Raw genomic sequence first — 26,663 nt, forward strand, 5'->3', positions numbered from 1 at the left:
CTGTTCCCTCATTCGGCCGATGCCGTCCTCCGGCAGAACGAGGGGGTCGGTCCCGAGGATGACGCACCCTCCAGGCACGTCACGGGACGCTGAAAGCATGCAGCCCCGACTCCGCATGCTCGCGACGATCGCGCTCGCAACGGTCCTCGCCGCCGCACCGCTGACGGCCGCCACCGGTGACACCGGTGACACCGGTGACACCGGTGACACCGATGCGGTGGAGGTCAGCGGAGGAGCTGCGGGCACGATCGTCTACCTGAAGGGAGGCGATGTCTGGGTCGCCCGCGGCGACGGCACGGGGCAGCGGGCGGTGTCCGATGACGGCACCCCGCGGTCGTCGTACCTCTCACCGTCGATGGACGACGACGGCGTCATCGTGGCGATCCACGCGGGTCGCCTGGTGCGGATGCGACAAAGTGGTGAGCGGCTCGGCTCCTTCAGGCCGCCCGGGGTGCCGGACACGCTCGGGCACCTGCAGGACGACTTCCTCGTCTACGCCGCAGTCTCGCCGGACGGCTCGAAGGTCGCCTACACCTACGCCGGGCACGACTGCGATCCCACCGCCGGCTGTGGGTTCCGGGGCGTCACCGGGATCACCACCGCCACCCGTCCGACCGGACCGACCGTGCATGGTTCCAACCTGCACTCCCAGCCCTCGTGGGTGGGGAACCGGAGGGTGATGGTGCACGGTGGCTACGGCTCCCAGATGATGCTCGACCCCGTCGGTGCGGCGCCCGAGTTCCACTGGTTCGATGACGAGGACGTCGTCGGCCCGGAGCGCTCCACCGATCTCGGGGATGCCGAGGTCTCGCCGGACGGCCGCATGCTCGCTGCCGTCCGCGGCTACGGGGCGGACACCCACATCGTCTGGTACTCGGTCGGCGCAAGCGCGTCGGTGGGGTCGCCGCCGCTGCCGGTCCTTCACTGTATGACCTCCACCCTCGACGGGCTGGCCGGTCCGACCTGGGCGCCCGGTGCAGCCGCGCTGGCCTGGGAGGAGCCGGACGGGGTGTGGCTCAAGGAGGACCCGCGGGACTGCACCACCATCCAGCCGCGCCTCGCTCTTCCGGGGGGCTCCTCGCCGGACTGGTCGCCGGCCGACTACGTCGCCGACCCGCGCGCCTTCCGCCTCCTCGACCGCCCTCGCTTGCGCGGCGTGGGAAGAGTGGGCCGGGTCCTCCACGCCACTCCTGGGCGCTGGGCGCCTTCGCCGGCCACGACCCGGTATCAGTGGCAGCGCAACGGACGGCCGATCCGGGGCGCGACGAAGGGTTCGTACCGGCTGCGTCGCAGTGACCGTGGTGACCGGATCAGCATCCGGGTGACCGCGCTCCGCAGCGGCTACCGCAGCCAGGCGGCGACCTCGCGCGCGGTGCGGGTCAGGTGACGGAGGTCAGGAGAGGCAGACCCACCAGACGCCGGCGACGCCGGGCAGCAGCCCGAGGACCAGCCACCAGGAGAGCATCGGGCGGCGCAGCAGCGCGAGGGTGGCGGCGATGCCGCCGACGCCGAAGGCGGTGCCGATCGCGATCAGTCCGAGCTGGGCGTCGAGACGGTCCGGGTCGACGTGGTCGGCGGCGATGATCAGTCCGACGGAGAGGTGGAGCACCGTGGTCAGCGCGAGCACCGCGAGGACGCGCCGCTGCACCTTCTCCAAGCGGGCGAGGTCCTCGGGGTCGGTCCTCTTGCGCGGGGCGTTCGGGTCCATCAGGTGACGACGGCGGGGCGCCGACGTCGGTGGGGTCTGTGGAGCCTGCGGGGTGCTGCCGGTCGACCGCTCAGTCACGAGCCCAGGCTACGCCCGCAAGGACCGGGACGGGCATCGATGCCACCCCGGTCGAGGGTGGCATCGAGCACAGGGCGCGGCGCCCCTCGCCAGCGCCGCGACCCGTGCCACCACCCTCAGAGCGCGTACGACGACGCGCGTCGGAGCTCCTGCGCCGCGTCGGCGACGATCCGCCCGATCAGCTCCTCGCAGGTGGGCAGGTCGTCGATCACGCCGACCACCTGACCGCTGGCCAGCACGCCGGCCGAGGTGTCGCCCTCGACCAGGCCCGCCTTGAGCATCATCGGGGTGTTGGCGGCCAGGGCCATCTGACCCAGCGTGCGCCCCTGCTGCTTGCGCATCTCCCGGCCGTCCTTGAGCAGCTGGCCCCAGGACATCCCGGACTCCCGCTTGAAGGCGAGGGTGCGCTTGGCGGTGGGGCCCATCCGCCGTACCGCGCTGGTCTCCTCCAGTTCCTCGACCAGCTCGGTGCGGAGCATGCGGTGCGGCATCCCGTCCACCTTCGCGGTGACCACGGTGTCGGTCAGGCCCCGCTCGAGGTAGAGCTGCTTCACCGCGTCCGGCACCGCGCTGTCCCGGGTCAGCAGGAAGCGGGTGCCCATCCCGATGCCGGCAGCCCCGTAGGAGAGCGCGGCCGCGAGTCCGCGTCCGTCGAAGAACCCGCCGGCCGCGACCACGGGGATGTCGACGGCGTCCAGCACCGTCGGGAGCAGCAGGGTGGTCGGCACCGGTCCGGTGTGGCCGCCGCCCTCGCCGCCCTGCACCATCACCGCGTCGGCGCCCCAGGAGGCCACCTTCTTGGCGTGCTTCGCCGCTCCGATCGACGGCATCACGACGATGTCGTGCTCCTTCAGCGTCGCGATCAGCTCTGGCTTGGGGGCCAGCGCGAACGAGGCGACCTTGACGTCATGGTCGATCAACAGCCGGCAGCGGTCGGCGGCGTCCGCGGCGTCGGCACGCATGTTGACCCCGAACGGTGCGTCGGTGCGGCTCTTGACCTCGATGATCGCCTTCTCCAGCTCGGCGAAGGTCATCGTCGCCGAGGCCAGGATGCCGAGGCCGCCCGCGTTCGCCGTACCGGAGACCAGACGCGGGCCGGACACCCAGCCCATCCCGGTCTGGACGATCGGGTGGGGCACCCCGACCAGGTCGGTGAACGGGGTGCGCAGCGCCTGCGGGGCGACCGTCATGCCGTCGCCTCCTCCGGCTCGGGCACCTCGCGGAACCGCAGCCCCTTGGGGTCCAGCATCTCGCGGATGATGGTGAGCTCCTCGAAGGTGGGCTCCCGGGTGGTGTCGACCTGCGCCGGGATGTCCAGCTCGAACCCGGTGGCGGCGACGACCTCGTCCACGGTGACACCCGGGTGCACGCTGCGCAGCCGCATGGTGTGCTCGGCGCCGGTCATGTCGAAGACGCCGAGGTTGGAGACGATCCGGTGGATGTCGTTGTACTTGGCGGCACCGGGTCCGGCCGCCGCGGCCCGGGCCGGACCGACACCGGAGACGATGTCGACGCTCTCCACGAAGACCCGCGAGGAGTGGCGCGGCACCCAGTAGGAGGTCCGGTTGTTCACCGTGTTGCCCGGTGCGCCGCGTGAGCCGAGCAGCTGCCGCTTCGGCTGGGCGAAGTCGCCGATCGCCGAGATGTTCTGGTTGCCGTGGCGGTCGACCTGGGTGGCGCCCATCATCACGTGTCGCTTGCCGTAGGCGACCACGTCGAAGACCCTCCGGAACGGGATCCAGCCCTCGACGACGTCGGCCTTGGCGAAGAGCGGCGGCACGCCGGCCAGGAACAGCGACTCCCCGTCGGAGATCACCAGGTCGGGGTTGGAGGTCAGCTTGGCGAGGCGGACGCCGAGCATCGGCAGCAGGCCCATCGGGCTGCCGAAGATCTCCCCGTCCTCGGCGAACGCGTCTGCGATCGCGGCCGCGCACACGTCGGCCCGGGTGTAGTCGCTCACTTGTCCGCCTCCTCGTTGAACGCCTTCACCGCGTCCTGGTACGCCGCTTCGTCACCGGCCAGGAACCGGTCGTGGAACGCCTGCCAGTCGGCGTCATCGCCGCCGGCCGCCTTCGCGTAGGCCTTCTGGAACCGCTCGTCGCGCTCGTAGTCGGGCACGCAGTTGGTGAAGTGCGCGCCGTTCGGGGTCTCCACGACGCCGGTGACCATCATCCGGTTCAGCAGCAGGCGCTGGACCGGGGTGTCGACGGTGAGTCCGGCGGTGTCGGTGATCTGCTCGACACTCAGGTAGGTCCGGTCGGCCGCCATCGCGAACAGGTCGTCGAAGTAGGGGTCGGGCCCGAGGTAGCTGGCGTTGCCGTGCACGTCGGCGCGGTTGAGGTGGACCAGGGCGGCGTCCAGGCGCAGCGCCGGCACCGCGACGAGTTCCTCGTGGGCACCGTCGGCGTCGGCGTACGGGCTGGTGACCGTCTCGATCCACGGGTTGTTGACCAGCACGTCGGAGCCGAGCCCGGCCCGCATCGGCAGGAACGGCAGCCGCTCGGCGGCAGCCTTCAGCCCGGTCTGGAACATCCCCTCGTCGAGCTCGACGACCTCGGGGATGGACTTCTCCTGGCGCGCCCGCTGGAAGTTCGGCTCGAGCGGGACCGAGTCGAGGGAGACGAAGGCGTAGACCAGCCTGCGGATCTTGCCGGCCCGCGCGAGGAGGCCGACGTCGGCGCCGCCCCAGCTGACGACGGTCAGGTCGGTGAGGTCGGAGTTGTACAGCGCCCGGACCAGGGCCATCGGCTTGCGCCGGGGTCCCCAGCCCCCGATGCCGATGGTCATCCCGGACTCCAGGCTGCCGATCACCTCGTCGATCGACATCGTCTTGTCCCGTGGTCGACGGCTCACTTCGCGTTCTCCTTGCTCTTCGTCTCGCTCTTGTCGGTGCCCGCGAAGTCATCGCGCAGCTCGTCGCTGACGCCCATCAGGTTCAGCTCGAAGGTGAAGCCCTGCTCCCAGCGGTAGGACTTGTTGACGTTGACCGGGTCGATCCCGTTCAGCGCCTCCTTGGCCGCACGGATCACCCGGGTGTCCTTGGCCGCGATGTCGCGAGCCACCCGCAGCGCGGACTCGAGCAGCTCGTCGCGGGGGACGACCTCGAGCACCGAGCCGAACTGCACCAGGTCCTTGGCGGGGATCGTGCGGGCGGTGAAGTAGAGGGTGCGCATCATGTGCTGCGGCACCAGCCGCGCCATGTGGGTGGCCGCGCCCAGGGCTCCCTGGTTGACCTCGGGCACGCCGAAGAACGCGTCGTCGCTGGCGACCACCACGTCGGCATTGCCGACCAGGCCCACGCCACCGCCCACGCAGAACCCGTTGACCGCCGCGATCACCGGGACCGCGCACTCGTAGACCGCCTTGAAGGCCACGTAGCAACCCTTGTTGGCGCCCAGTAGGGCGTCGAAGCCGGTGGTGTTCTGCATCTCCTTGATGTCGACGCCGGCGTTGAAGCCCTTCCCCTCGGCGCGGAGGATCACGACCTTCGTGTCGAGGTCGGCACCCGCCTCGTCGAGGGCGGCGGCGACGTCGTACCAGCCCTGGACCGTGAGTGCGTTGACCGGGGGAGCGCTCATCGTGATGACGCGGATGCCGTCCTCACGCAGTTCACTGCTGATTGTCATGCGGCGGAGCCTACCAAGCATTTGCTTGGTAGGGTATCGGCATGTCTCTCTCCATCGACCTCAGCGGCCGGATCGCCCTCGTCACCGGCGGTGCGCGCGGGATCGGCCGCGGTGTCACCGAGGTGCTGCTCGAGGCGGGCGCCACGGTGGTCACCTGCGGGCGCTCGCCGGCCGAGCCGCCGGCCGGCGCCGGCCACCGGATCTGCGACGTCCGCGAGCCCGACTCCGTCGCCGCCCTCGTCGACGGGATCGTCGCCGACCACGGACGACTCGACCTGGTGGTCAACAACGCCGGGGGAGCGCCGTACGCGATGGCGGCCGACGCCTCGCCCCGCTTCCACGACAAGATCGTGGCCCTCAACCTCGACGCGACGCTGCTGGTCAGCCAGGCCGCCAACCGGGTGATGCAGACCCAGGACGGCGGAGGATCGATCGTGAACATCTCCTCGGTCTCCGCCCTGCGACCGTCACCGGGCACGGCCGCCTACGGCGCCGCGAAGGCCGGGGTCGACTCGCTGACCACGTCGCTCGCCCAGGAGTGGGGTCCCCGGGTCCGCGTCAACGTGATCAACGTCGGCCTGGTGCGCACCGCGGACACCGCCGACCACTACGGCGGCGACGAGACCGTGGCCGCCATCGAGGCCACGATCCCGCTGCGCCGGATGGCCCAGGTGCGCGAGATCGGGCAGGTGGCCGCCTTCCTCGGCAGCGACCTGGCCTCCTACGTCTCCGGTGCCCACATCGCCTGCCACGGCGGGGGCGAACAGCCGATCTTCTTGTACATCGCCCAGAACGCAACAACGGAGGAGACCAAGTGAGCAGGTTGCTGGAAGGACGCGTCGCCATCGTCACCGGTGCCGGACGCGGCATCGGTCGTGCCCACGCGCTGGAGCTGGCACGGCACGGCGCGAAGGTCGTCGTCAACGACTACGGCGTGACCCTGGCCGGGGAGGACTCCCAGGACACCCCCGCGCACGACGTGGTCGCCGAGATCGGTGACATGGGCGGCGAGGCCGTCGTGAACGGCGCCGACGTGGCGGACTTCGAGGCCGCCGAGGCGATGGTGCAGCTGGCCGTCGAGGCCTTCGGTGGCCTCGACATCCTGGTGAACAACGCCGGGTTCGTGCGTGACCGGATGCTGGTCAACACCTCCGAGGAGGAGTGGGACTCGGTGATCCGGGTGCACCTCAAGGGTCACTTCGCCCCGCTGCGGCACGCCGGCGCCTACTGGCGTGCCGAGGCGAAGGCGGGGCGTCAGCGTGCCGCCCGGGTGATCAACACCTCCTCCGGCGCGGGCCTGCAGGGCTCCGTGGGGCAGGCGACCTACTCGGCGGCCAAGGCCGGCATCGCGGGTCTCACGCTCGTCGCCGCCCAGGAGATGGGCCGGTACGGCGTCACCGTGAACGCGATCGCGCCGGTCGCCAGGACCCGGATGACCGAGGGTGCCTTCGACACCTCGGGCATGGCACTGCCGGAGGACAACTCGCCGATCGTCGCCTGGCTCGCCTCGGAGGAGGCCGGCGACATCACCGGGCGCGTGATCGAGATCGACGGCTCCCAGCTGACCGTCGAGTCGGGGTGGCGCCACGCCGCCAGCAACGACCGCGGTCAGCGCTGGGCGGCCGACGAGGTCGGCCCGGCGCTGCGCGACCTGCTCGACCGGTCGCCCGCACCGGAGCCCGTGTACGGAGCGTGACCCCACCGGTCCGCCGGTGCTTCGGCGGACCGGTGGGCCCCGCCCCCTTGGGAGACACGCCCTAGCCTGGTGGCGTCCCCGGTGTGCCCTCCTCGGCCACCGTCGAGACGGACAGGAGCGTGGGGCGATGTCGGAACAGGCGCACGTCGACGCCGCCCCGACCGAGGGTGCAGCGGGAGCGCCAGGAGCAGCCGCGACCGGACCGGGGGCTCCCGACCCCCGGCGGTGGCGGATCCTCGGCGTCACCCTGGCCGTGGGCTTCATGGTGCTGCTCGACGTCACCATCGTGAACGTCGCGATCCCGTCGATGCGATCCGGGCTGGACGCCGGGGCCGGCGAGATCCAGTGGGTGGTGTCGGGCTACGCCCTCGCCTTCGGCCTGACCCTGGTGACGGGCGGTCGCCTGGGTGACGCGTACGGGCGGCGCCGGCTGATGGTGGTGGGACTCGTCGGCTTCGTCGCGGCCAGTGCCGTCGCCGGTTCCGCCCCGACGGTGGAGACGGTCGTCGCCGCGCGGCTCGCCCAGGGATGCGCCGCCGGGTTGCTGACCCCGCAGAGCTCCGGGCTGATCCAGACGCTGTTCCGCGGTCGTGAGCGCGGGATCGCGTTCGGGCTGTTCGGACTGACGGTCTCGGTCTCCTCCGCGATCGGACCCGTGCTCGGTGGTGTGCTCATCGCCGCCTTCGGCGCCGCCGACGGATGGCGATGGATCTTCCTGGTCAACGTGCCGATCGGGCTGGTCCTGCTGGTGCCGATCGCACGGCTGGTGCCGGGCCGGGAGCGGGAGGCCGAGGTGGACACCCGGCTCGACCTGTGGGGTGCCGTCCTGCTCGGCATCACGGTCCTGCTGGTGCTGCTGCCCGTGGTGCGACTGGAGGCCGGCCAGCGGGGTGCGCTCGTGCTGCTGGCCGCGGTCCCGGCGGCGGCCGCGGCGTTCGTGTGGTGGGAGCGACGTGTGGTGCGCCGCGGAGGAGCTCCGCTGCTCGACGTCGGCCTGCTGCGGCGAGTGCCCGGCTACGCCAGCGGGATCGCGGTCGGGACGCTGTACTTCACCGGGTTCACCGGTGTCTTCCTCGTGATGAGCGTGTACCTGCAGGACGGGCGTGGCCTCTCCGCGCTGCAGACCGGACTGGTGCTCACCCCGTTCGCCGTCGGGTCCGCGGTCGCGTCACCTCTGGCCGGGCGGTTCGTGGACCGGGTGGGGCGACTGATGACGGTGCTGGCGCTGGTCACGATGATGGTGGGCATCGGGTGCCTCTCGGTGACCGCGGCGCGCGCCGACAGCGCCGGCGGGTGGGTGCTGGCCGGCGCGTCCCTGCTGCTCGCGGGCCTGGGCGGTGGCGCGGTGGTCTCGCCGAACATGACGCTCGCGCTGGCGGAGGTCCCCACCCGGATGGGCGGCGCGGCCGGTGCCGCGTTGCAGACCGGGCAGCGGATCGGCGCCGCCGTGGGTGCGGCGCTGGTGATGACGGCCTACCACCTCGCGCTCGACGAGAGCGAGCCCGGGACGGCTCTGCGGGCCGCGCTGGGACTGTCGGCCGCGCTGCTGGCGCTGGCGCTCGCCGCCGCCGTGCTGTCCTGGCGTGCCGCGCGGCGGGAGAGCTGACGGCGGGCCCGACCAGCGGCCTCCCGGCGCGCCGGGAGGCCCTCAGCGCATGCCGTCGGCCCCTACCGTCAGCGTCGCTGGTCAGATCCGTTCGAGGACCGTGCCGGTCGCCATCGCGCCGCCGGCGCACATCGAGATCAGGGCGGTGGAGGCGTCCCGGCGCTCGAGCTCGTGCAGGGCGGTGGTGATCAGTCGGACGCCGGTCGCGCCGACCGGATGGCCGAGCGCGATCGCGCCGCCGTTGACGTTGACCTTGTCCAGGTCGACGTTGTGCTGACCGGCCCAGGACAGTACGACGGAGGCGAAGGCCTCGTTGACCTCGAAGATGTCGAAGTCGCTGATCGCCATCCCGGTGCGGTCGAGGATCCGCTGGGTGGCGTCGATCGGGCCGTCGAGGTGGTAGTAGGGGTCCGAGCCCACGAGGCAGTGGCTGCGGATCCGGGCTCGGGGCTTCAGGCCCAGCGCCTTGGCCCTCTCCTCGTCCATCACCAGCAGGGCCGCGGCCCCGTCGGAGATCTGCGAGGACGTGCCGGCCGTGTGCAGACCGCCCTCGAGGACGGGGCGGAGGTTGGCCAGCCCGTCGAGCGTGGTGTCCCGCAGCCCCTGGTCGGTGTCGACGACACGGGTCTCGCCGGTGGGCTTCCCCTCCTCGTCGAGGACGGGAGCCTCGAACGGCGCGATCTCACGCTTGAACCGGCCTTCGGTGACGGCGACCTTCGCCTTCGCCTGGGATGCCGCGCCGAACTCCTCCAGGTCGGAGCGGGAGAGGCCGCGGTTGTTCGCGATCCGGTCGGCGGCCTCGAACTGGTTGGGCATGTCGATCGTCCAGTCCTCGGGCCGTGGGTCGCCCGTCCCGGCCGGCACGTTGGCGCCCAGGGGGATGCGGGACATCGCCTCGACACCGCAGGACACGCCGACCTCGATGGTGCCGGCCGCGACCAGGTCGTTGACCAGGTGCGTGGCCTGCTGGCCCGAGCCGCACTGGGCGTCCAGGGTGGTGCCGCCGGTGTGCTGGGCGAGCCCGGCATGCAGCCAGGCGCGGCGGATGGTGTCGTTGGACTGCTCGCCGGCCTGGGTCACGATGCCGCCGATGACCTGCTCCACCAGGTCGGAGTCGATGCCGGCCCGGCGCAGCACCTCGGCCTGGACGAATCCGACCAGGTTCGCCGGGTGCACGCCGGCCAGGTGGCCCCTGCGCTTGCCGAGGGGGGTACGGACTGCTTCGACGATGACTGGAGTGCCCATGTCGGCAACGTAGCACCGAAAATAGAACGCGTTCTGGTTCGTCCCGGTGACTCGACGACGAAACCCTTTCTTGTTTTGCCGATTGTCTGTAGTCTCCGTGCAGAACGTGTTCCATGTGGCGCCTGCCACAGGGTCGACGACGGCCCGTGACGAAAGGTTTCTGCGCGTGACCGAGCTGGTGCTTCCGGAGGGCTGGGACCCGACCGATCCCGACATCAACGCCGTGGCACTGCCACATGACGAGTTCAAGGCGCTGCGTCGTACCGAGCCGATCCACTGGGTCGAGCAGGTCCCGGAGGCCCGGGCCGGCTTCCTGGACCAGGGCTACTGGGCCTGCACGCGGCACCAGGAGGTGCGCGAGGTCTCCAAGGACAACGACAACTGGTCGACCGCCGAGAACGGGGTCATCATCCGGTTCGCCCCGGACATGACCCGCGACCAGGTCGAGCTGCAGCGGGCGATGCTGATCCACCACGACCCGCCCAGCCACACCAAGATGCGCGGCATCGTCTCGCGTGGGTTCACGCCGCGAGCGATCGCCAAGCTCAAGGAGAGCCTGGAGGCGAAGGCTCGCGAGATAGTCGAGGCGGCGGTCGCGAAGGGCTCCGGTGACTTCGTCGAGGACATCGCCGCGGAGCTGCCGTTGCAGGCGATCGCGGACTTCCTCGGTGTGCCCCAGGACGACCGCAAGAAGCTCTTCGAGTGGTCGAACCAGATGATGGGCTACGACGACCCGGAGATCGACGCCGACCCGGCGCTGGCGTCGATGGAGATCCTGGGCTACTTCGACCAGCTCGCGAACGAGCGGCGTGCCAACCCGCAGGACGACATCGTCACCAAGCTGATCAGCGTCGGCCAGGACGACGACCACGGTGCGCTCACCAACGACGAGTTCGGCTTCTTCGTCATCCTGCTGACGGTGGCGGGCAACGAGACCACCCGCAACGCGACCACGCACGGCATGCACGCGTTCCTGCAGAACCCCGACCAGTGGGAGCTGTGGCGCACCGAGCGGCCGGACACGGCCGTCGACGAGATCGTCCGGTGGGCCACGCCGGTCACCGTCTTCCAGCGCACCGCGAAGCAGGACACCGAGCTCGACGGGCACCCGATCAAGAAGGGGGACCGGGTCGGCCTGTTCTACGCCTCGGCGAACTTCGACGAGGAGGTCTTCGAGGACCCGTTCACGTTCGACATCCTGCGCGACCCCAACCCGCACGTGGCGTTCGGCGGGCACGGCGCGCACTACTGCATCGGCGCGAACCTCGCCCGCCTGCAGATCAACCTGATCTTCAACGCGATCGCCGACGTCGCACCCGACATCAGCCTGGCCGGGGAGCCTCGGCGCCTCCGCTCGGGCTGGCTCAACGCCATCAAGGAGATGCAGGTCACCTACAAGTGACCTGAGGTCCCGGCGTGCGAGGGCCCGGTCCCGGGGAGGGGGCCGGGCCCTTCGTCCGTGGCGGGGATCTGCCGCCGCCCGGCGACCGATCGGGACGGCGGCGGCCGTCGCGTGCTGGCAGGATCGCCTGACGTGACCACGAAGACCGATGTCGCGACCTGGACGCCGCGCCGCGCGATCGTCACCTTCGGACTGGTCAGCCTCTCGGCCGACATGGTCTACGAGGGCATGCGGTCGGTGGCGGGGCCCTACCTGGGCTCGCTCGGCGCCTCCGCACTCGCCGTCGGGTTGATCACCGGCGCCGGCGAGGCGGTGGCGCTGCTGCTCCGGCTCGGCACCGGCGCCTGGGCCGACCGCAGTGGCCGGCCGTGGCGACTGGTGGTGCTGGGCTACGGCCTGACCGCTGTCTGCGTGCCACTGCTCGCGGTCGCGCCGGCGCTCGGGGCCGCAGGACTGGCCTTCGCCGCGCTACTGATCCTGCTCGAGCGGTCGGGCAAGGCGATCCGGAGCCCGGCCAAGTCCGCCCTGCTCGCGGGAGTCGCGGGGAACGGTGGCCTGGGCAGGGCGTTCGGCATCCACAAGGCCCTGGACCAGGTGGGCGCCTTCGCCGGGCCCCTGGTGGTCGCCGGGGTCGCGGCACTGACCGGGGCGCTCTGGCCCTCGTTCGCGGTGCTGCTGGTGCCGGGCGTGGTCGCACTCGCGTTGTTGGCGCTGCTCGGCAGCCGGGTCCCGTCACTGGCCGCGCCGACGGTGCGGGCCCCCGCCGATGAGATCACCGGCGCCCCGGCGACCGGGTGGGCCGCCCGGCTCGGGCTCGACCTGCCCGCGCGCTTCCACCGACTCTCCGCGGCGTGCGCACTCGCGACGGGCGGCCTGATGACGTTCGGCATCATCTCCTACCGGTTCGTCGAGGACGACCTCGTCCCGGCCGCCGCCGCGCCGCTGGTCTACGCGCTGGCGATGGCCACCGGTGCGGTGGCGGCGCTGGTCACCGGCGCCGTGTTCGACCGGGTCGGAGCGGCGGTGCTGTACGTCGTACCGGTGCTGGTGGCGATGGTCCCGCCGCTGGCGTTCGGTGGCACCCTCGCGCCGGTGCTGCTCGGCGTCGCGGTGTGGGGCGTCGCCACCGGGCTGCTCGACTCGACCGTGAAGGCCCAGGTCGCCGCCGTGGTGCCGACGCACCACCGCGCCACCGGGTACGGCGTCTTCGCCGCCGCCCAGGGAGTCGGCGCGGTGCTGGGCGGGCTGGTCGCCGGTGCCCTGGTCACCGATCACCTCACGGCACTGGTCGGCGTCGTCGCCGCCACGCAGGTCGCCGCCCTCGCCCTGTTGGCCTGGGCCGGGGTCGGCTCACCGCGCCCGCGCGGCTGAGGGCCCGGAGGAGCCGGGGGAGTCCGGGGCGTCAGCCCCGCGCGGTGAGCACGATCGGGTCGCCGTCGGTGATCGCGATGGTGTGCTCGACGTGGGCGCCGCGGGAGCCGTCGGCGGAGCGGATCGTCCAGCCGTCCGGGTCGAAGACGATCTCGTCGGTGGTGTGCAGGAACCACGGCTCGATCGCGATGACCAGGCCGGGCTTCAGCTTCAGGCCGCGCCCGGCGCGACCGTCGTTGGGCACGTGGGGCTCGCCGTGCATGGTGCGACCCACGCCGTGGCCGCCGAACTGCAGGTTGACGGCGAGGTCGGCTCCCCGTGCCACGTCGCCGATGGCGGCCGAGATGTCCCCGAGGCGGTTGCCGCCGCGGGCCTGGGCGATGCCCGCGTCCAGCGCCTGCTGGGCGGTGTCGATCAACCACTGGTCCTTGGGGTCGGGCGTCCCGACGATGACCGACAGCGCGGAGTCGGAGACCCAGCCGTCGATCGAGGCCGCGAAGTCGACCGAGAGCAGGTCGCCGTCGGCGAGCGTGTAGTCGTGCGGCAGGCCGTGCAGCACGGCGTCGTTGACCGAGGTGCACAGCACCTTGCCGAACGGGCTGGCGCCGAACGACGGGTGGTAGTCGATGTAGCAGGACTCGGCGCCCGCGTCCTTGATCATCCGGTGCGCGAGCTCGTCGAGCTCGAGCAGGTTCACCCCGACGGCCGCCTTCTCCGCAAGTGCGGTGATGACGGAGGCGACGAAGCGGCCGGCGGGACGCATCTGCTCGATCTGGGTCGGGGTGCGCAGTTCGATCACGGGGTCAGCCTACGGCGCCGCCGTCGACTCGTGGGAGTCGGCGACGGCGCCGCGGATGAGGGGTGGGGCGACCACCTGCGCTCAGTTGCTGGGCTTGTCGGCCCCGACGACCCACATCGCGAAGAACTGCGAGCCGCCGCCGTACGCGTGGCCGAGGGCGCGGCGGGCGCCGTCGACCTGGTGGTCCCCGGCCGCGCCGCGGACCTGGAGCGCCGCCTCGCCGAAGCGCAGCATCCCCGAGGCGCCGATAGGGTTGGAGGAGAGGACGCCGCCGGAGGCGTTGAACGGGATCCGGCCGCCCATCGCGGTCTCGCCCGACTCGGTCAGCTTCCACCCCTCGCCCTCCCCGGCGAAGCCGAGGTTCTCCAGCCACATCGGCTCGAACCAGGAGAACGGCACGTAGACCTCGGCAGCGTCGATCTCCTCGATCGGGTTGGTGATCCCGGCCTGCTTCCACAGGGCCGCGGCGGCGTCGCGCCCGGCCTGGGGATTGACCTGGTCGCGCTCGGCGGCGGTGGTCGGCTCCGAGCGCATCACCGTGCCGTGGATCCAGGCCGGGTTGGGCGAGGACCTGGCGACGTCCTCGTCGGCGATCACCAGCGCGCAGGCCCCGTCGGAGGACGGGCAGGTCTCCTCGTAGCGGATCGGGTCCCAGAGCATCTGCGAGGCGAGGACGTCGTCGACGGTCTTCTTCTCCCGCAGGTGGGCGTAGGGGTTGTTCAGCGCGTTCGTGCGGTCCTTGGCGGCCACGATCGCGCCGATGTGCGTCGGCGCCCCGGAGCGCCGGATGTAGGAGCGCACGTGCGGCGCGAAGTAGCCACCGGCACCGGCGTGGACCGGCATCACGAACGGCACGGGCACCGACAGAGCCCACATCGCGTTCGACTCCGACTGCTTCTCGAAGGAGACGGTGAGCACCTTCTTGTGCACGCCGGACTGCACCAGCGAGCTGGCCACGATCGCGGTGGACCCACCGACCGAGCCGGCCGTGTGCACCCGCAGCAGCGGCTTGCCGGCGGCGCCGAGGGCCTCGGCGAGGTACAGCTCGGGCATCATCACCCCTTCGAAGAGGTCCGGTGCCTTGCCGACCACGATGGCGTCGACCTCGTCCAGGGTCATCTGGGCGTCGGCCAGCGCCCGGTCCATCGCCTCGCGGCACAGCCCGGCCATCGAGACGTCCTCACGCTTCGCGCGGTGGTGGGTCTGGCCCACGCCGATCACCGCGGCAGGCCGCTTCGAGTTCGATCCAGCGCCCATCAGTTGCTCGCCCCTTCCGACGACATCACGCACACCAGGTTCTGCTGCAGGGCCGGACCGCTGGTCGCGTGGCCGAGCGTCTTGTCGGCGGAGCCGTCCCAGATCCGGCGAGCGGCCTCGCCGATCCGGATGCCTCCGCCGGTGAACATCGGGTTGCCGCCCAGTGCGCCTCCCGAGGGGTTGATCCTGGCGTCGGTGCCGAGGCCGAGCTCGGCACGCAGGATCAGCTCCTGGTGGCTGAACGGCGCGTGCAGCTCGGCCACCTCGACGTCGGTGAGCCCGCCGGCGGACGCGCCCGCCGCGGCACCCGCGCGCCCGGCGGAGGCCGAGCGGGTCAGGTCACGGGTGCCCAGGTGAAGCCCGTCGGTGAAGTGGGACAAGCCGGTGATCCAGGCGGGTCGGTCGCGCACCTCCCGTGCCCGGTCCCCGGCTGCGAGGACGATCGCCGCCGCACCGTCGGTCACCGGCGCGGCGTCGTGCTTGCGCAGCGGGTCGGCGAACATCGGTCGCTTGAGCAGCTCTTCCACCGAGGAGCCGCCCGAGCGCACCGCGAACTCGTTCTTCTCCGCGTCGGTCAGCGAGCGGTTCACCACCTCGGCCATCGCGGCCTCGTCCCACAACCCGGCGTCCAGGCCGAGGCGCGCCTGCAGCGCGGCGATGGAGACGGTGTCGGGCCACAACGGGGTCATCGTGTAGGGATCCAGCTGCAGCGCCAGGGTGCGGCGCAGCACGCCCGCCGACGCCTTGCCGAAGCCGAACACCAGTGCGGTGTCGACCTCGCCGGTCTGGATCTTCAGCCAGGCCTCGTAGAGCGCCCAGGCCGCGTCCATCTCCACGTGGGACTCGTTCACCGGCGGCAGCACGCCGATGGCGTCGATGGCGCTCACGAACGAGAAGGACCGCCCGGCCAGGTAGTCCGAGGAGCCGGAGCACCAGAACCCGATGTCCTTCTTGGTCCAGCCGGTCTGCTCGTAGCAGTCGGCGAAGAGGGGGACGAGCATCTCCGCGCACTGCGGGGACCCGTCGTAGTCCTGCAACTGTCGCTGGGCGAACCCGACGACGGCGACGTCACGCATGTCAGTACCTTTCCGGTCCGCTCAGAGGTGGTGCTTGTAGGTGTCGTAGTCCGCGTCCGGGTCACCGGTCGGCGCGAAGTGGCTGATGTTCTCGATGGTGGTGCCCCACTCCTCGCGGGGCTTCCAGGCGGCCTTGACCCGCAGTCCCATCCGCACCTCGTCGACGGGGATGTCGAGGATCAGGTGCTGCAGGGCGATGTCGGCGCCGTCGAGCAGGATGTAGGCGGAGACGTAGGGCGGCTTGATCTTCTGACCCATGAACGGCACGTTGACGATGCAGAACGTGGTGACGGTGCCGGTGTCGGAGAGCTCGACCTCCTCGACGGTCGGCACGCCGTCGGTGGGGCAGGCCGGACGCGGTGGCACGTACACCTTCTGGCAGCTCGGGCACCGCTGGCCGACGATCCGTCCCTGCGCCAGGCCGCGGAAGAAGGCGGACTCCTCGGGGGAGGCGGCGTAGGTGTAGTCGAGGCTGACCGGCGTGACGATGCCGCTGACCGGGTCGGCGGAGGATGCCGCGGCGGCGCCTGGCTCGGCGTCTGTCCCGGCGGCTGTCCCGGCGGCGTCGGCCGGCTCGAAGACGACGTCGGTGATCAGTCCGGTGCGCTCGGCCGCCCAACGGGCGCGCACCCGCATCCCGGTGGTGATCTGATCGGGCGCGCTGACGTCGACCGCGTGCAGGATCGGCGCGTCCGCCCCGTCCAGGGTGACCAGGGCGAAGGCGAACGGCCGGTCGAAGGGCTGCCCGGCGACCGGCTCGCTCACCCAGGTCCACGAGGAGACCGTTCCGGTGTCGGGCAGGTCGACGAAGTCGGTGGTCGGCCGGTGGGAGACCGGGTCGAACTCCGGAGGCGGTACGACGACGCGGCCGTCGCTGGTGCGAGCACCCACGAACGTTGCGTCGCGCAGGCCGGTGAGGAATCGTCCGAGCACCGGGCCGACGGATCGGGTGTAGTCGAAGGCGACCGTCACCGGCGCCGAGAGTGTGCGACTCATGCCCGAAAGTGAAACACGTTCTACTATTCTCGACAAGCATTCAGCAGCAGGGATCGAAGGAGACCGGATGAAGCTCGGACTGCAACTGGGGTACTGGGGCGCGCAGCCGCCGACCGGCGTCGCGGAGTTGGTGCGCGCCGCGGAGGAGGCCGGGTGGGACGCGCTGTTCACCGCGGAGGCCTGGGGGAGTGACGCGTTCACCCCGTTGGCCTGGTGGGGCCGCGAGACCTCGACCCTGCGGCTGGGCACCTCGATCGTCCAGATGTCGGGTCGGACCCCGACCTCCATCGCGATGCACGCACTGACGCTCGACCACCTCACCGGCGGCCGGATGATCCTCGGGATGGGGGTGAGCGGTCCCCAGGTGGTCGAGGGCTGGTACGGCCAGCCCTTCTCCAAGCCGCTGGCGCGCACCCGCGAGGCGGTCTCGATCATCCGGCAGGTGCTCGCCCGCGAGACACCGGTCACCAACGACGGCGAGCACTATCCGCTGCCCTACGCCGGCCCGCGCTCGGTCGGTCTCGGCAAGCCGCTCAAGCCGATCGTGCACCCGCTGCGCGCCGACCTGCCGATCTGGCTCGGCGCGGAGGGACCCAAGAACGTGGCTCAGACCGCGGAGATCGCCGACGGCTGGATACCGATCTTCTACACGCCCCGGTCCGCTGGGATGTACCAGCCCTGGCTCGACGAGGGCTTCGCTCGCCCGGGTGCACGACGTACCCGTGAGGACTTCGAGATCGCGGCCACCTGCCACCTGCAGATCGTGGAGAACGCCGAGCAGAAGCAGCAGGCGCTGGACGCGATGAAGCCCTTCGCCTCTCTCTACATGGGCGGGATGGGAGCCAAGGAGCAGAACTTCCACACCCAGGTCTTCGCGCGGATGGGCTACGGCGACCTCGCCGAGAAGGTGCAGGAGCTCTACCTGGCCGGCCGCAAGGACGAGGCCACCGCGCTGATCCCCGACGAGCTCGTCGACGACCTGCACATCATCGGCACCCCGGGCGAGGTGCGGGAGCGGGTCGCGCAGTGGGAGGAGACCGGCGTGACCACGCTGCTGTTGAGCGCCCGGACCGCCGACGACGTCCGGTCGGTGGCCGAGGCGCTGGGGTGAGCCGCGTGCCGGGTGGGCGGCGCGCCCACCCGGCACACCCGGGCTCCCCGAAGAACCGCGCAGGTCAGCCGCGCAGGGCGGAGGCGAAGATCGCCGGCAGGCCGCGCCACCGGGGGTGAGCGGCGAACCGGGTCAGGCGCCGACCGGTGGTGGTCGCGGTGCGGTTGTCCACGAACCACGGTGGTTTGGGTGCCAGGCTCCACTCGCCGTGCACGATCGAGCGTGGCGAGGGCCGGAAGGGACCTCGGACGACGGTGCGCTCCACGCCGTCGAGCAGGAGCGCGTTGTGCACGATGCCGCGACCGCTCTGGATGTCGTCGAGCGGGTGCCCCGGGAAGGCGCCCCAGGTGGCGTTCGCGGTGAGGTAGCCCACCCCGGTCCACACGTTGATCCCGATCGTGCCGTAGCGCAGCCGGGCGACCTGGTCCTCGAAGCCCTCGCCCAACGCCCGGCGGGTACGGGGGTGAAGGACGATGTTGGCGCCCAGGGTGCCGCGCAGCCGGTCGTTGCAGAAGTCGACCGCGCGCGCCAGGAAGTCCGACCCGCGGCCGGGTATCTCGGTGACGCCGAGCACCGGCCCGAAGAACTCGGAGCGGAAGGCGGGCTCCGTCGGATCCGCCGGGTCCAGGCCGGTGATCAGGGTGCGCTCGGCGGTGCCGCCGACCGGGACCGCCCGCGGGTGCGCCCGGCGGGCATCGTCGGCCCGCGCCACGGTTCCCGGATACCACGGCAGCCGCGCAGGAGCCGCAGCCAGGGCCTCCGTGAGCTCGCGGAGGAAGTCGTCCTTCTGCTCCCAGTCCGCGCTGAGCACCACCACCTGTGCCGCGATGCAGTTGCTGCCGCCGTTGTGCAGCCGCTGGGTCGCGATGTGCTGGGCCTGGAACCGCAGGTCCCGCTTCGACCACTTCCCGGGCACCACGACGACCGGCGCCGCGCCGCCCAGCTCGCTGGTGATCGGCTTGGTCAGCGCGGGCGTGCCGGCCGCGCGGTTGGCGCGGGCGGTCTCACCGGTACCCCAGACGATCGCATCGTGGGTGGCCTCACTGCCGGTCATGTGCACCGCCGCGACGTCCGGATGCTCGATCAGTGCGGCGCCGAGCTCGAGGCCGCCGGTGACGATCTCGATGGCCCCGATCTCGATGAACGGCGCGAAGATCCGTCGGTACACCTCGGCCAGCGGGTCCGAGATCGGGTTGAGCTTGACCGCGGCGACACGGTTGTCGGCGTACAGCACGTAGAGGAGGTCGCTGGGCACGATCGAGGTGATGTTGCCCGCCCCCAGGACGGCCGCCACGCCCGCGGTGTCGTCGGGGGTGCGCTGACCGAGACCCTGGCCGGCCACGAGCTCGTCCTCCCCGACGCCGGGGCGCATCCAGACCTGCGCGGTGAAGCCGTTGAGCAGGAGCCACTCGAAGGGGTTGGACGGCAGGACGTCGACGGCGATCCGATCACCGGCGATGCGGCGTACGTCGAACCCGGCGAGCGGGTCGCCGCCCTCGGCCATGACGGTGAGGGTGCGGTGCAGGGCCTGCACGTAGCTCGCGGTCGCCCACGGGCCGCTCATCCACTCCTCGCCGACGAGCGGTGAGTCCGCGGGCAGGCCCTTGATCTCGCACGCGATCCGGACCCAGTCCTCGGCACACTCGTCGACGAGCGCGACGAACCGGGTCAGCAGCGCTGCCCGCTCGGCCAGCGGGGTGCGCGCCCACCTCGTCTCACCGGCGGTGAGTCGTTCGACGATCAGGTCGGCCGCCAGCGCCGCGCTGGTGGCGGCGTCCGCCTCGGTGCTCATCGGGCCGCAGCGATCATGGCGGCGGCCTTCTCGCCGACCAGCACGCTGGGCGCGTGCGTGTTGCCGTGCGTGACGGTCGGGAACACCGAGGCGTCCGCGACGCGCAGCCCGCTCACACCGTGGACGCGCAGCTCGTGGTCGACCACGCCGTCGGCCTCCGAGCCCATCCGGGCCGTGCACGAGGGGTGGTAGGTGTGCACGATGTTGCGCCGGATGTCCGCCTCGAGCTCGGCCCGCGTCCGGACGCTGGCCGGCGGGTGCAGGTGGCGGGTGGTGAGCGGCTTGAGCGCAGCGGAGTCGGCGACCGCCCGGATCCGCTCGATCGCGGCGACCATCGAGTCCATCTCGGCCGGGTCGGACATGTAGTTGAACCGCGCCGCGACCTGGGCCTTCGGGTCCGCGCTGCGCAGCCGGACCGACCCACGGCTCTTCGAGCCGATCAGCGATGCGGCGATCACGTAGGCGGCCTTGTCGTGGGTGGAGAAGCCGTTGTCCCAGAAGTACGCGGGCCCGCCGACCAGCTGGATGTCGGGCGTCTCCTCGTCGGGTCGGGTGCGGAGGAAGCCGGTGACCTCCGCGATCGGCGAGGTCAGCAGTCCCTTGCGCGCGGCGAGGTACTTCACGAGCTGGATCGGGGACTCCGCCTCGGCCAGCGTGCCCTTCGCGCTGGTCTCGAAGTTCGCGGTGTAGAACGGGTGGTCCATCAGGTGGGCGCCGACGTTCGGGTTGTCCAGCAGCGTGGCGATGCCGTGCTCGGCGAGGTGGTCGGCCGGACCGATCCCCGAGAGCATCAGCAGCTGCGGAGTGTTGAAGGCGCCGGCGGACAGGATCACCTCGCGGTCGGCGCGGATCGTCCGCAGCCTCCCCTCGACCTCCACCTCGACGCCGACGGCCCGGCCGCCCTCGACCGAGACCCGGTGCACCTGGGCGTCGGAGAGCAGGGTGAAGTTGGCACGCTTGAGCGCGGGCCGCACGTAGCCGTCGGCGGTCGTCCACCGCTGACCCCGGCGCAGCGTCGACTGGTGGTTGCCCGCGCCGAGCTGGTCGGCGCCGTTGCAGTCGTCGTTGCGGGGCATGCCGGTCTCGACCATGCCCGCGACGATCCGGTCCGAGAGCGGGTTCCGATCGCGCTGGTCCTCGATGTAGAGCGGGCCGACGGCGCCGTGGTACTGGCTGGCGCCACGCGAGTTGCGCTCGGAGACCTTGAAGAGCGGCAGCACCTCGTCGTACGACCAGCCGACCGCGCCGCCCTTGGCCCAGTCGTCGTAGTCGTGACGGCTGCCGCGGACGTACATCATCGCGTTCATGCCGCTGCACCCGCCGAGGTAGCGGGCGCGCGGGTGGTAGAGGACGCGATCGTCGAGGCCGGGCTCCGGCTCCGTCATCACGGCCCAGTCCAGGTCGGTCTTGAACTGCTTGGCGAAGGCGGCGGGCACCTTCACCTCCATCCCCGTCTTGCGCGGGCCGGCCTCGATGAGGAGCACCCTGTTGTCGGGGTTCTCCGAGAGCCGGCCGGCCACCACGGAGCCCGCGGACCCCGAGCCCACCACGATGTAGTCGTACGTCGCCATGTCAGTCATCACCCTCGCCTCACCCTTGTCTCACCCTTGCGTCGTCATCGCGCGGCCGCCGCCACTGTGGCGGTCGTCACGTCGGTCCTCGTACGGTGTCAACGCGGGACTCGCGGGCGCTTGGCGTTGCAGCCAAACCTGGGCTCCGCCATTGTGTGCCTGACCAACCGGAGGCGGGCGTGGGGCGAAGGGATGCGGCGGTGACGGCGAGCGTGGCTTCCATGCGGGTGTGGCTGGAGCGGTACGCCGAGGAGGCCGTGGTGCCGCCGATCTCCGACGAGGTGCCCCGCCGGATCGACGAGCACATCGCCGGGCAGATGCCCGAGCTCGCCCAGGACCCGATGCTGGTCGCCGACCTGCACGCCAGCACCCGTGCCCAGTGGCGGGTGTTCGCCGCCAACCTCACCTCCGCGCACAGCTTCACCCCGCTGCCGCAGGCCGCCGATCTCGCCCGTTCGCTGGCCCGCCGCGGGTTGGAGCTGAGCGTCCTGCTCAAGGTGTACCGCTCGGCCCACAAGGTCCTCTTCGACTACTTCGCCGAGGTCACCGCGGCGCTCGGCCCGCAGGACCCGGCCCCGACGAGCTGCTCACCTACCTCTGGAGCCGGGGCGAGCAGTGGCTCAACGACTCGGTCGAGGCGCTGATCGACACCTACGGCGACGAACGCCAGCGCCTGGTCGCCGGCGCGGTCCAGCAGCGTTCGGAGCTGGTCAGCACGCTGTTGGGCGGCGCCGGCGGAGACATCGACCGGATCTCGCGGGACCTGGGGCACCAGGTCGCCCACTGGCAGACGGCCGCGGTGCTGTGGCTCGACGACAACGACGACCCGACGACGACGAGCAGCGCCCTGAGTGACCTGACGGCAGCGTTCGCCCGCGCGCTCGACGCTCCGCCACCGCTCACCCTGGTCGCGGGAAGTCGCGAGCTCTGGCTCTGGGCAGCCACCGCACGCAGGCCGGATCCCGGACGGATCGAGGACGTCGCCACCGTCCTGGCGGAGGCGGGCGCCCATCTGGCCGTCGGGATGCCGGCCCGCGGACTGGCGGGCTTCCGGTCCAGTCATCTGGAGGCCCGCGCGGTGGAGCGGTTGGGCCTCGCGGCACGTCGATCACCCGCTCTGCTGTCCTACCCCGACGTCGAGCTCCTCTGCCTGGTCGCCGATGCGCCGGAGCTGGTGCACCGGATGGTCGGGCGGGAGCTCGGCGACCTCGCCTCACCCGACCGCAACGTCGCCCTGGTGCGGGAGACGGTGCTGGCCCACCTGGAGGGTGGCCTGAACGTGGAGGCCACGGCGGAGCGGATGTTCGTGCACAAGAACACCATCCGCTACCGCCTGGCGCGGGCCGAGGAGCTCCTGGGCCACCCGCTCGCCGAGCGGGTGGCCCTCCTCGAGCTCGCCCTGCGTCACGTCGTCCTGCACGGGCTGCCCGAGGAGTCCTCCACGCAGGCCTGATGCCGTGTTTTGTCGTGCAGTCCGAACCCGGGCCGACGTTTTGGTCCAGCGCATGAGCGCGGCCCGGCCGGCGACTGCGACCTTCGTCACATGAACGCGAATCTCTACGGTCTCCTCGCAGCCTCGGCCGCCGCCCACCCCGCCAAGGTCGCACTCCGGTCGAGCACCGGATCACTGTCCTACGCCGAGCTCGACGAGCTCACCGGCAGGGTCGCCGCGGACCTCCGCGGCCAGGGCGTCGGGCCCGGTGACCGGGTGGCGATCATGTTGCCGAACGTCGCGGCGTTCGCCGTCCTCTACTACGGCGTCCTGCGCGCCGGCGCGGTGGTGGTGCCGATGAACCCGCTGCTGCGTGAGCGCGAGATCGAGCACTACCTGCGCGACCCCGAGGTGTCCGTGGTCTACGCGCTGGCCGACCTCCGCGACGTCGTCGCGCCGGTGGCCGAGCGCCTGGGCACGGTGCTGCACCCGGTGGTGCCCGGTGAGTTCGAGGCAGGCCTGAGCGAGGCCGCCGGAGACGAGACCGCCGCCGACCGGGATGCCACGGACACCGCCGTGATCCTCTACACGTCCGGGACCACCGGCCGGCCCAAGGGCGCCCAGCTCACGCACGGCAACATCGGTCGCAACGTGGAGATCGGCACCGGGATGTTCGAGATGACCGACGCCGACGTCGCGATCGGTGCGCTGCCGCTCTTCCATGCGTTCGGGCAGGTGTGCGCCCTGAACTCCGCCATCGCTCGCGGAGCCGAGCTCGTCCTCATCGGTCGCTTCGACCCGGCGCAGGTGCTCGCGGCGATGGCCGAGCACCGCGCCACGATGTTCCTCGGAGTTCCGACGATGTACGGCGCGCTCCTCCACGACCCGAGCGCGGCCTCCACCGACACCTCCTCGCTCCGTGTCTGCGTCTCCGGAGGCGCGTCGTTGCCGGTCGAGATCCTGCACGCGTTCGAGCGCGAGTTCGGGTGCACCCTGCTGGAGGGGTACGGGCTCTCCGAGACCTCTCCGATGGCGTCCTTCAACCGGCGCGAGCACCGCAAGCCGGGCTCGATCGGCCTGCCCATCCCCGGCGTCGAGATGCGCCTGGTGGGCGCCGACGGTGCCGAGGTCGGGCCCGGCGAGATCGGCGAGATCCTGATCCGGGGGCACAACGTCATGAAGGGCTACTGGCGGATGCCCGAGGAGACCGCCGAGGCGATCAGCGCCGACGGCTGGTTCCGGACCGGCGACCTGGCCCGCCGCGACGACGAGGGGTTCTACTTCGTCGTCGACCGTCTGAAGGAGCTGGTGATCCGCGGCGGCTACAACGTCTATCCCCGCGAGATCGAGGAGGTGCTCTACGAGCACCCGGCGGTCCGCGAGGCCGCGGTGATCGGCATCGCCCACCCCGATCTCGGCGAGGAGGTCGGGGCGGCCATCGCTCTCGTCGGCCCGGACGCCGCGACGGTGGACGAGCTCCGGGCCTTCGTGCGCGATCGGGTGGCGCCATACAAGTACCCCCGCCACGTCTGGATCGTCGACGAGCTTCCCAAGGGTGCGACCAACAAGATCCTGAAGCGGGAGATCGCCGTCCCGGAGGTCGCCTCCCAGGGCTGAGCCGACCGTGCTCTCCACGGACACCGGCGAGACCCTCGCCGGTGTCCGTGCCGGCAGGTACGGTCGGGCGCATGAGGCGGGCTCCGCACGAGAACGTGGCCACCGTGCTGGTCGATCCCGCGGTGCTGCCCGACCTCGAGCTCGCACTGATGGAGCTGGACCTGCGGGTGTGGCCGGTCTCCACCGCTCCGATCGCGCTCGACGGCCCGCGACAGGCCTTCCAGATCCGCCGCCGACTGATCGAGGCACACCGCGGAGCATGGGACTGTGCCGCGGCGTGGACGCCGGTCTGGATCAGCTTCGGCGAGCGGTGGTACGTCGGCAGCGAGCCGTTGCCCTGGACGGCTCACCGCACGCTCTGGCAGGTGCTCGAGGAGCGGGCGGACCACGTGCGCTACCGCAAGCGCCTCGGCGGCGTCCGTCCGCTCGCCGTGCCGACCGAGGACCGGCGGGTCAGCTGAGAGCTCGCCGGTGTCACGGCGCGACGCGCCCCCGGACCGAGCAGTGCGGCGCCGATCGGGTGCGCCCGGACGCTTGCCGACAAATAGAACACGTTCTAGTCTGCCGGGCATGGACACCCTGTACACCGGCACCCACAACGGCCACCTGATGGTGGCAGCGCTCAAGCGCCACCGCGACCGCCCCGTGATCCACCTCGGCGACGTGACGCTCACCGGCGGTCAGGTGGGGAGCGGATCAGCCAGTACGTCCAGGCTTTCGAGGCGCTCGGGGCCGGCACCGGAGTCGCCACCGCGCTGCTGGCGCCCAACCGACCCGAGGTGCTCTTCATCCTCGGTGCCGGCCAGACCCAGGGCTTCCAGCGCACCGCGCTGCACCCGCTCGGCTCGGCCGACGACCACGCCTACGTGATCAACGATGCGGGCATCACGGCCCTGATCGTCGACCCGTACTTCACCGACCGGGCCGTGGAGCTCCTGGACAAGTGTCCCGGGTTGAAGCAGGTGCTGACCATCGGCCCGGTCCCCGACGCCCTCGCCGCCTGCGGCACGGACCTGGTGGCGGCCGCCGCCACCTACCGGCCGCAGGCGCTCGCCGCCCGCGTGCTGCCACCCGACCACATCGTGTCGATCACCTACACCGGAGGCACGACGGGGCGGCCCAAGGGGGTGGTCGGCACCGCGCGTGCGATGAACACGATGACCCACATCCAGCTGGCCGAGTGGGAGTGGCCCGAGGCGCCCCGGTTCCTGATGTGCACCCCGCTGTCCCATGCCGGTGCGGCGTTCTTCGTGCCCGTCGTGATCAAGGGAGGCACGCTGTTCGTCACCGCTCGCTTCGATCCCGCCGAGGTCCTCCGCGTGGTCGAGGAGGAGCGGATCACCTCGCTGATGCTGGTGCCGTCGATGCTCTACGCGCTGATGGACCACCCGGACTCGCGCACGCGTGACCTCTCCTCCCTGGAGACGGTCTACTACGGGGCGTCGGCGATCAATCCGGTGCGCCTCAAGGAGGCCATCGAGCGGTTCGGGCCGATCTTCGCGCAGTACTACGGTCAGTCCGAGGCGCCGATGGCGATCGCCTACTTCCCGACGTCCGACCACGTCGATGCCGACGGCCGCCCCGTCGAGCACCGCCTCAGCTCCTGTGGCCGGCCCGCGGCCTTCCTCCGCACCGCGCTGCTCGGCGAGGACGGCCGGCCGGTCGAGCCCGGCGAGCCCGGCGAGATCTGCGTCGCCGGGCCGCTGCTGGCCGGGGGGTACTGGCAGCTCCCGACGAGACGGCGAGCACGTTCCGGGACGGATGGATGCACACCGGCGACGTGGCTCGCGAGGACGAGGACGGCTTCTGGTACATCGTGGACCGGACCAAGGACATGATCGTCACCGGTGGCTTCAACGTCTTCCCGCGGGAGGTCGAGGACGTGGTCGCGGGCCACCCGGCCGTCGCCCAGGTCGGCGTCATCGGCACCCCGGACGACAAGTTCGGAGAGCTGGTGACCGCGGTCGTCGTCCTGCGCGACGGGGTCGCCCGCGACGAGGCGTCGATCGCCACGATGGCCGAGGAGATCAAGCAGGCCGTCAAGGAGAAGAAGGGCTCCGTCCAGGTGCCCAAGCGGATCGAGGTCGCCGACGCCCTCCCGCTCACCGCTCTCGGGAAGCCGGACAAGAAGGCACTGCGCGCGCAGTACTGGACCGGGGAGCGCAGCGTCGGCTGAGCAGGCGTGGCCCGAGCGCCCGGTCGCCTGTGTCCGCTCGGGTCCGCTCGGATCCGGGCGGCGCGCGACGTACGCGCGCCGCCCGGACTCAACCTGAAGCCAGG

The 26,663-nt window shown here is 71.5% G+C and carries 25 protein-coding genes; 13 read left to right on the plus strand and 12 right to left on the minus strand.

All coding sequences use genetic code 11. The annotated features are described in order from the left end of the window. Positions 1-97: 97 nt before the first annotated feature. The gene (locus FIV43_RS21365) at positions 98-1,387 is read left to right on the plus strand and encodes a hypothetical protein (RefSeq protein WP_196780978.1); all 1,290 of its coding nucleotides are present in this window, start codon (positions 98-100) and stop codon (positions 1,385-1,387) included. Between the two features lie 6 nt (positions 1,388-1,393). On the opposite strand, the gene FIV43_RS04520 is transcribed toward FIV43_RS21365, so the two are convergent. From FIV43_RS04520 to FIV43_RS04540, 5 genes are all read right to left on the minus strand, one after another. After that, entirely contained in the window at positions 1,394-1,786 is a 393-nt protein-coding gene (locus FIV43_RS04520) for a hypothetical protein (protein ID WP_141013169.1), read from the minus strand. Positions 1,787-1,902: 116 nt separating this feature from the next. Continuing rightward, positions 1,903-2,976: an NAD(P)H-dependent flavin oxidoreductase gene (locus FIV43_RS04525; protein WP_141013170.1), complete on the minus strand. Its 1,074-nt coding sequence runs from the start codon at positions 2,974-2,976 to the stop codon at positions 1,903-1,905. After that, complete coding sequence (locus FIV43_RS04530; RefSeq protein ID WP_141013171.1) at positions 2,973-3,746, minus strand: CoA-transferase subunit beta; 774 nt, start codon at positions 3,744-3,746, stop codon at positions 2,973-2,975. Before FIV43_RS04530 ends, FIV43_RS04525 begins: the two co-directional genes overlap by 4 nt. Beyond that, the gene (locus FIV43_RS04535; RefSeq protein WP_231123689.1) at positions 3,743-4,639 is read right to left on the minus strand and encodes a CoA transferase subunit A; all 897 of its coding nucleotides are present in this window, start codon (positions 4,637-4,639) and stop codon (positions 3,743-3,745) included. The genes FIV43_RS04530 and FIV43_RS04535 overlap by 4 nt, the downstream gene beginning before the upstream one ends. Continuing rightward, positions 4,636-5,412 (minus strand): enoyl-CoA hydratase family protein, encoded by a 777-nt coding sequence (locus tag FIV43_RS04540; protein WP_141013172.1) that lies wholly within the window; start codon positions 5,410-5,412, stop codon positions 4,636-4,638. The genes FIV43_RS04535 and FIV43_RS04540 overlap by 4 nt, the downstream gene beginning before the upstream one ends. 41 nt (positions 5,413-5,453) lie before the next feature. Here FIV43_RS04540 and FIV43_RS04545 point away from each other — a divergent pair, with 41 nt between their 5' ends. The 3 genes from FIV43_RS04545 to FIV43_RS04555 all read left to right on the plus strand — a co-directional run bounded on the left by FIV43_RS04545 (position 5,454) and on the right by FIV43_RS04555 (position 8,714). Beyond that, a complete protein-coding gene (locus FIV43_RS04545; protein WP_141013173.1) occupies positions 5,454-6,230 on the plus strand; it encodes an SDR family oxidoreductase in 777 nt (258 codons plus the stop codon). Continuing rightward, positions 6,227-7,108: an SDR family oxidoreductase gene (locus tag FIV43_RS04550; RefSeq protein WP_141013174.1), complete on the plus strand. Its 882-nt coding sequence runs from the start codon at positions 6,227-6,229 to the stop codon at positions 7,106-7,108. The genes FIV43_RS04545 and FIV43_RS04550 overlap by 4 nt, the downstream gene beginning before the upstream one ends. Positions 7,109-7,235: 127 nt before the next feature. Continuing rightward, the gene (locus FIV43_RS04555; RefSeq protein WP_141013175.1) at positions 7,236-8,714 is read left to right on the plus strand and encodes an MFS transporter; all 1,479 of its coding nucleotides are present in this window, start codon (positions 7,236-7,238) and stop codon (positions 8,712-8,714) included. 81 nt (positions 8,715-8,795) lie between these two features. Here FIV43_RS04555 and FIV43_RS04560 read toward each other — a convergent pair whose 3' ends face one another. Then, positions 8,796-9,959, minus strand: a complete 1,164-nt coding sequence (locus tag FIV43_RS04560) for a steroid 3-ketoacyl-CoA thiolase (protein ID WP_141013176.1) — start codon at positions 9,957-9,959, stop codon at positions 8,796-8,798. Positions 9,960-10,125: 166 nt separating this feature from the next. Here FIV43_RS04560 and FIV43_RS04565 point away from each other — a divergent pair, with 166 nt between their 5' ends. Together FIV43_RS04565 and FIV43_RS04570 are read left to right on the plus strand one after the other, a co-directional pair. After that, entirely contained in the window at positions 10,126-11,361 is a 1,236-nt protein-coding gene (locus FIV43_RS04565) for a cytochrome P450 (RefSeq protein WP_141013177.1), read from the plus strand. Between the two features lie 132 nt (positions 11,362-11,493). Continuing rightward, the gene (locus FIV43_RS04570) at positions 11,494-12,732 is read left to right on the plus strand and encodes an MFS transporter (protein WP_196780979.1); all 1,239 of its coding nucleotides are present in this window, start codon (positions 11,494-11,496) and stop codon (positions 12,730-12,732) included. A 31-nt stretch (positions 12,733-12,763) separates the two neighbouring features. Here FIV43_RS04570 and map read toward each other — a convergent pair whose 3' ends face one another. The 4 genes from map to FIV43_RS04590 all read right to left on the minus strand — a co-directional run bounded on the left by map (position 12,764) and on the right by FIV43_RS04590 (position 16,860). Continuing rightward, complete coding sequence (gene map, locus FIV43_RS04575; RefSeq protein WP_141013178.1) at positions 12,764-13,531, minus strand: type I methionyl aminopeptidase; 768 nt, start codon at positions 13,529-13,531, stop codon at positions 12,764-12,766. Between the two features lie 81 nt (positions 13,532-13,612). Further along, positions 13,613-14,788, minus strand: a complete 1,176-nt coding sequence (locus tag FIV43_RS04580; RefSeq protein ID WP_141013179.1) for a thiolase domain-containing protein — start codon at positions 14,786-14,788, stop codon at positions 13,613-13,615. Further along, complete coding sequence (locus tag FIV43_RS04585; protein WP_141013180.1) at positions 14,788-15,864, minus strand: thiolase domain-containing protein; 1,077 nt, start codon at positions 15,862-15,864, stop codon at positions 14,788-14,790. The genes FIV43_RS04580 and FIV43_RS04585 overlap by 1 nt, the downstream gene beginning before the upstream one ends. Before the next feature lie 21 nt (positions 15,865-15,885). Next, positions 15,886-16,860, minus strand: a complete 975-nt coding sequence (locus FIV43_RS04590; protein WP_141013181.1) for a Zn-ribbon domain-containing OB-fold protein — start codon at positions 16,858-16,860, stop codon at positions 15,886-15,888. A gap of 67 nt (positions 16,861-16,927) precedes the next feature. On the opposite strand from FIV43_RS04590, the gene FIV43_RS04595 reads away from it, so the two are divergent. Next, complete coding sequence (locus tag FIV43_RS04595) at positions 16,928-17,971, plus strand: LLM class F420-dependent oxidoreductase (protein ID WP_141013182.1); 1,044 nt, start codon at positions 16,928-16,930, stop codon at positions 17,969-17,971. A 64-nt stretch (positions 17,972-18,035) separates the two neighbouring features. On the opposite strand, the gene FIV43_RS04600 is transcribed toward FIV43_RS04595, so the two are convergent. Next, positions 18,036-19,763, minus strand: a complete 1,728-nt coding sequence (locus tag FIV43_RS04600) for an aldehyde dehydrogenase family protein (protein ID WP_141013183.1) — start codon at positions 19,761-19,763, stop codon at positions 18,036-18,038. Further along, positions 19,760-21,343, minus strand: a complete 1,584-nt coding sequence (locus FIV43_RS04605) for a GMC family oxidoreductase (RefSeq protein WP_141013184.1) — start codon at positions 21,341-21,343, stop codon at positions 19,760-19,762. Before FIV43_RS04605 ends, FIV43_RS04600 begins: the two co-directional genes overlap by 4 nt. Before the next feature lie 191 nt (positions 21,344-21,534). Here FIV43_RS04605 and FIV43_RS04610 point away from each other — a divergent pair, with 191 nt between their 5' ends. The 6 genes from FIV43_RS04610 to FIV43_RS21960 all read left to right on the plus strand — a co-directional run bounded on the left by FIV43_RS04610 (position 21,535) and on the right by FIV43_RS21960 (position 26,559). Next, positions 21,535-21,978, plus strand: a complete 444-nt coding sequence (locus FIV43_RS04610; protein ID WP_141013185.1) for a hypothetical protein — start codon at positions 21,535-21,537, stop codon at positions 21,976-21,978. A 77-nt stretch (positions 21,979-22,055) separates the two neighbouring features. Continuing rightward, on the plus strand, positions 22,056-22,787 hold the full coding sequence (locus FIV43_RS04615) for a PucR family transcriptional regulator (RefSeq protein ID WP_141013186.1): 732 nt from the start codon (positions 22,056-22,058) through the stop codon (positions 22,785-22,787). A 90-nt stretch (positions 22,788-22,877) separates the two neighbouring features. Then, on the plus strand, positions 22,878-24,383 hold the full coding sequence (locus FIV43_RS04620; RefSeq protein WP_141013187.1) for a long-chain-fatty-acid--CoA ligase: 1,506 nt from the start codon (positions 22,878-22,880) through the stop codon (positions 24,381-24,383). A gap of 71 nt (positions 24,384-24,454) precedes the next feature. Continuing rightward, a complete protein-coding gene (locus FIV43_RS04625; protein ID WP_141013188.1) occupies positions 24,455-24,844 on the plus strand; it encodes a hypothetical protein in 390 nt (129 codons plus the stop codon). A gap of 234 nt (positions 24,845-25,078) precedes the next feature. After that, positions 25,079-26,221: an AMP-binding protein gene (locus tag FIV43_RS04630; RefSeq protein WP_331251067.1), complete on the plus strand. Its 1,143-nt coding sequence runs from the start codon at positions 25,079-25,081 to the stop codon at positions 26,219-26,221. Continuing rightward, the gene (locus tag FIV43_RS21960; protein WP_331251044.1) at positions 26,164-26,559 is read left to right on the plus strand and encodes an AMP-binding enzyme; all 396 of its coding nucleotides are present in this window, start codon (positions 26,164-26,166) and stop codon (positions 26,557-26,559) included. The genes FIV43_RS04630 and FIV43_RS21960 overlap by 58 nt, the downstream gene beginning before the upstream one ends. Positions 26,560-26,663: the final 104 nt, after the last annotated feature.

Source organism: Nocardioides sambongensis, from assembly GCF_006494815.1.
GTDB classification, from domain to species: domain Bacteria; phylum Actinomycetota; class Actinomycetes; order Propionibacteriales; family Nocardioidaceae; genus Nocardioides; species Nocardioides sambongensis.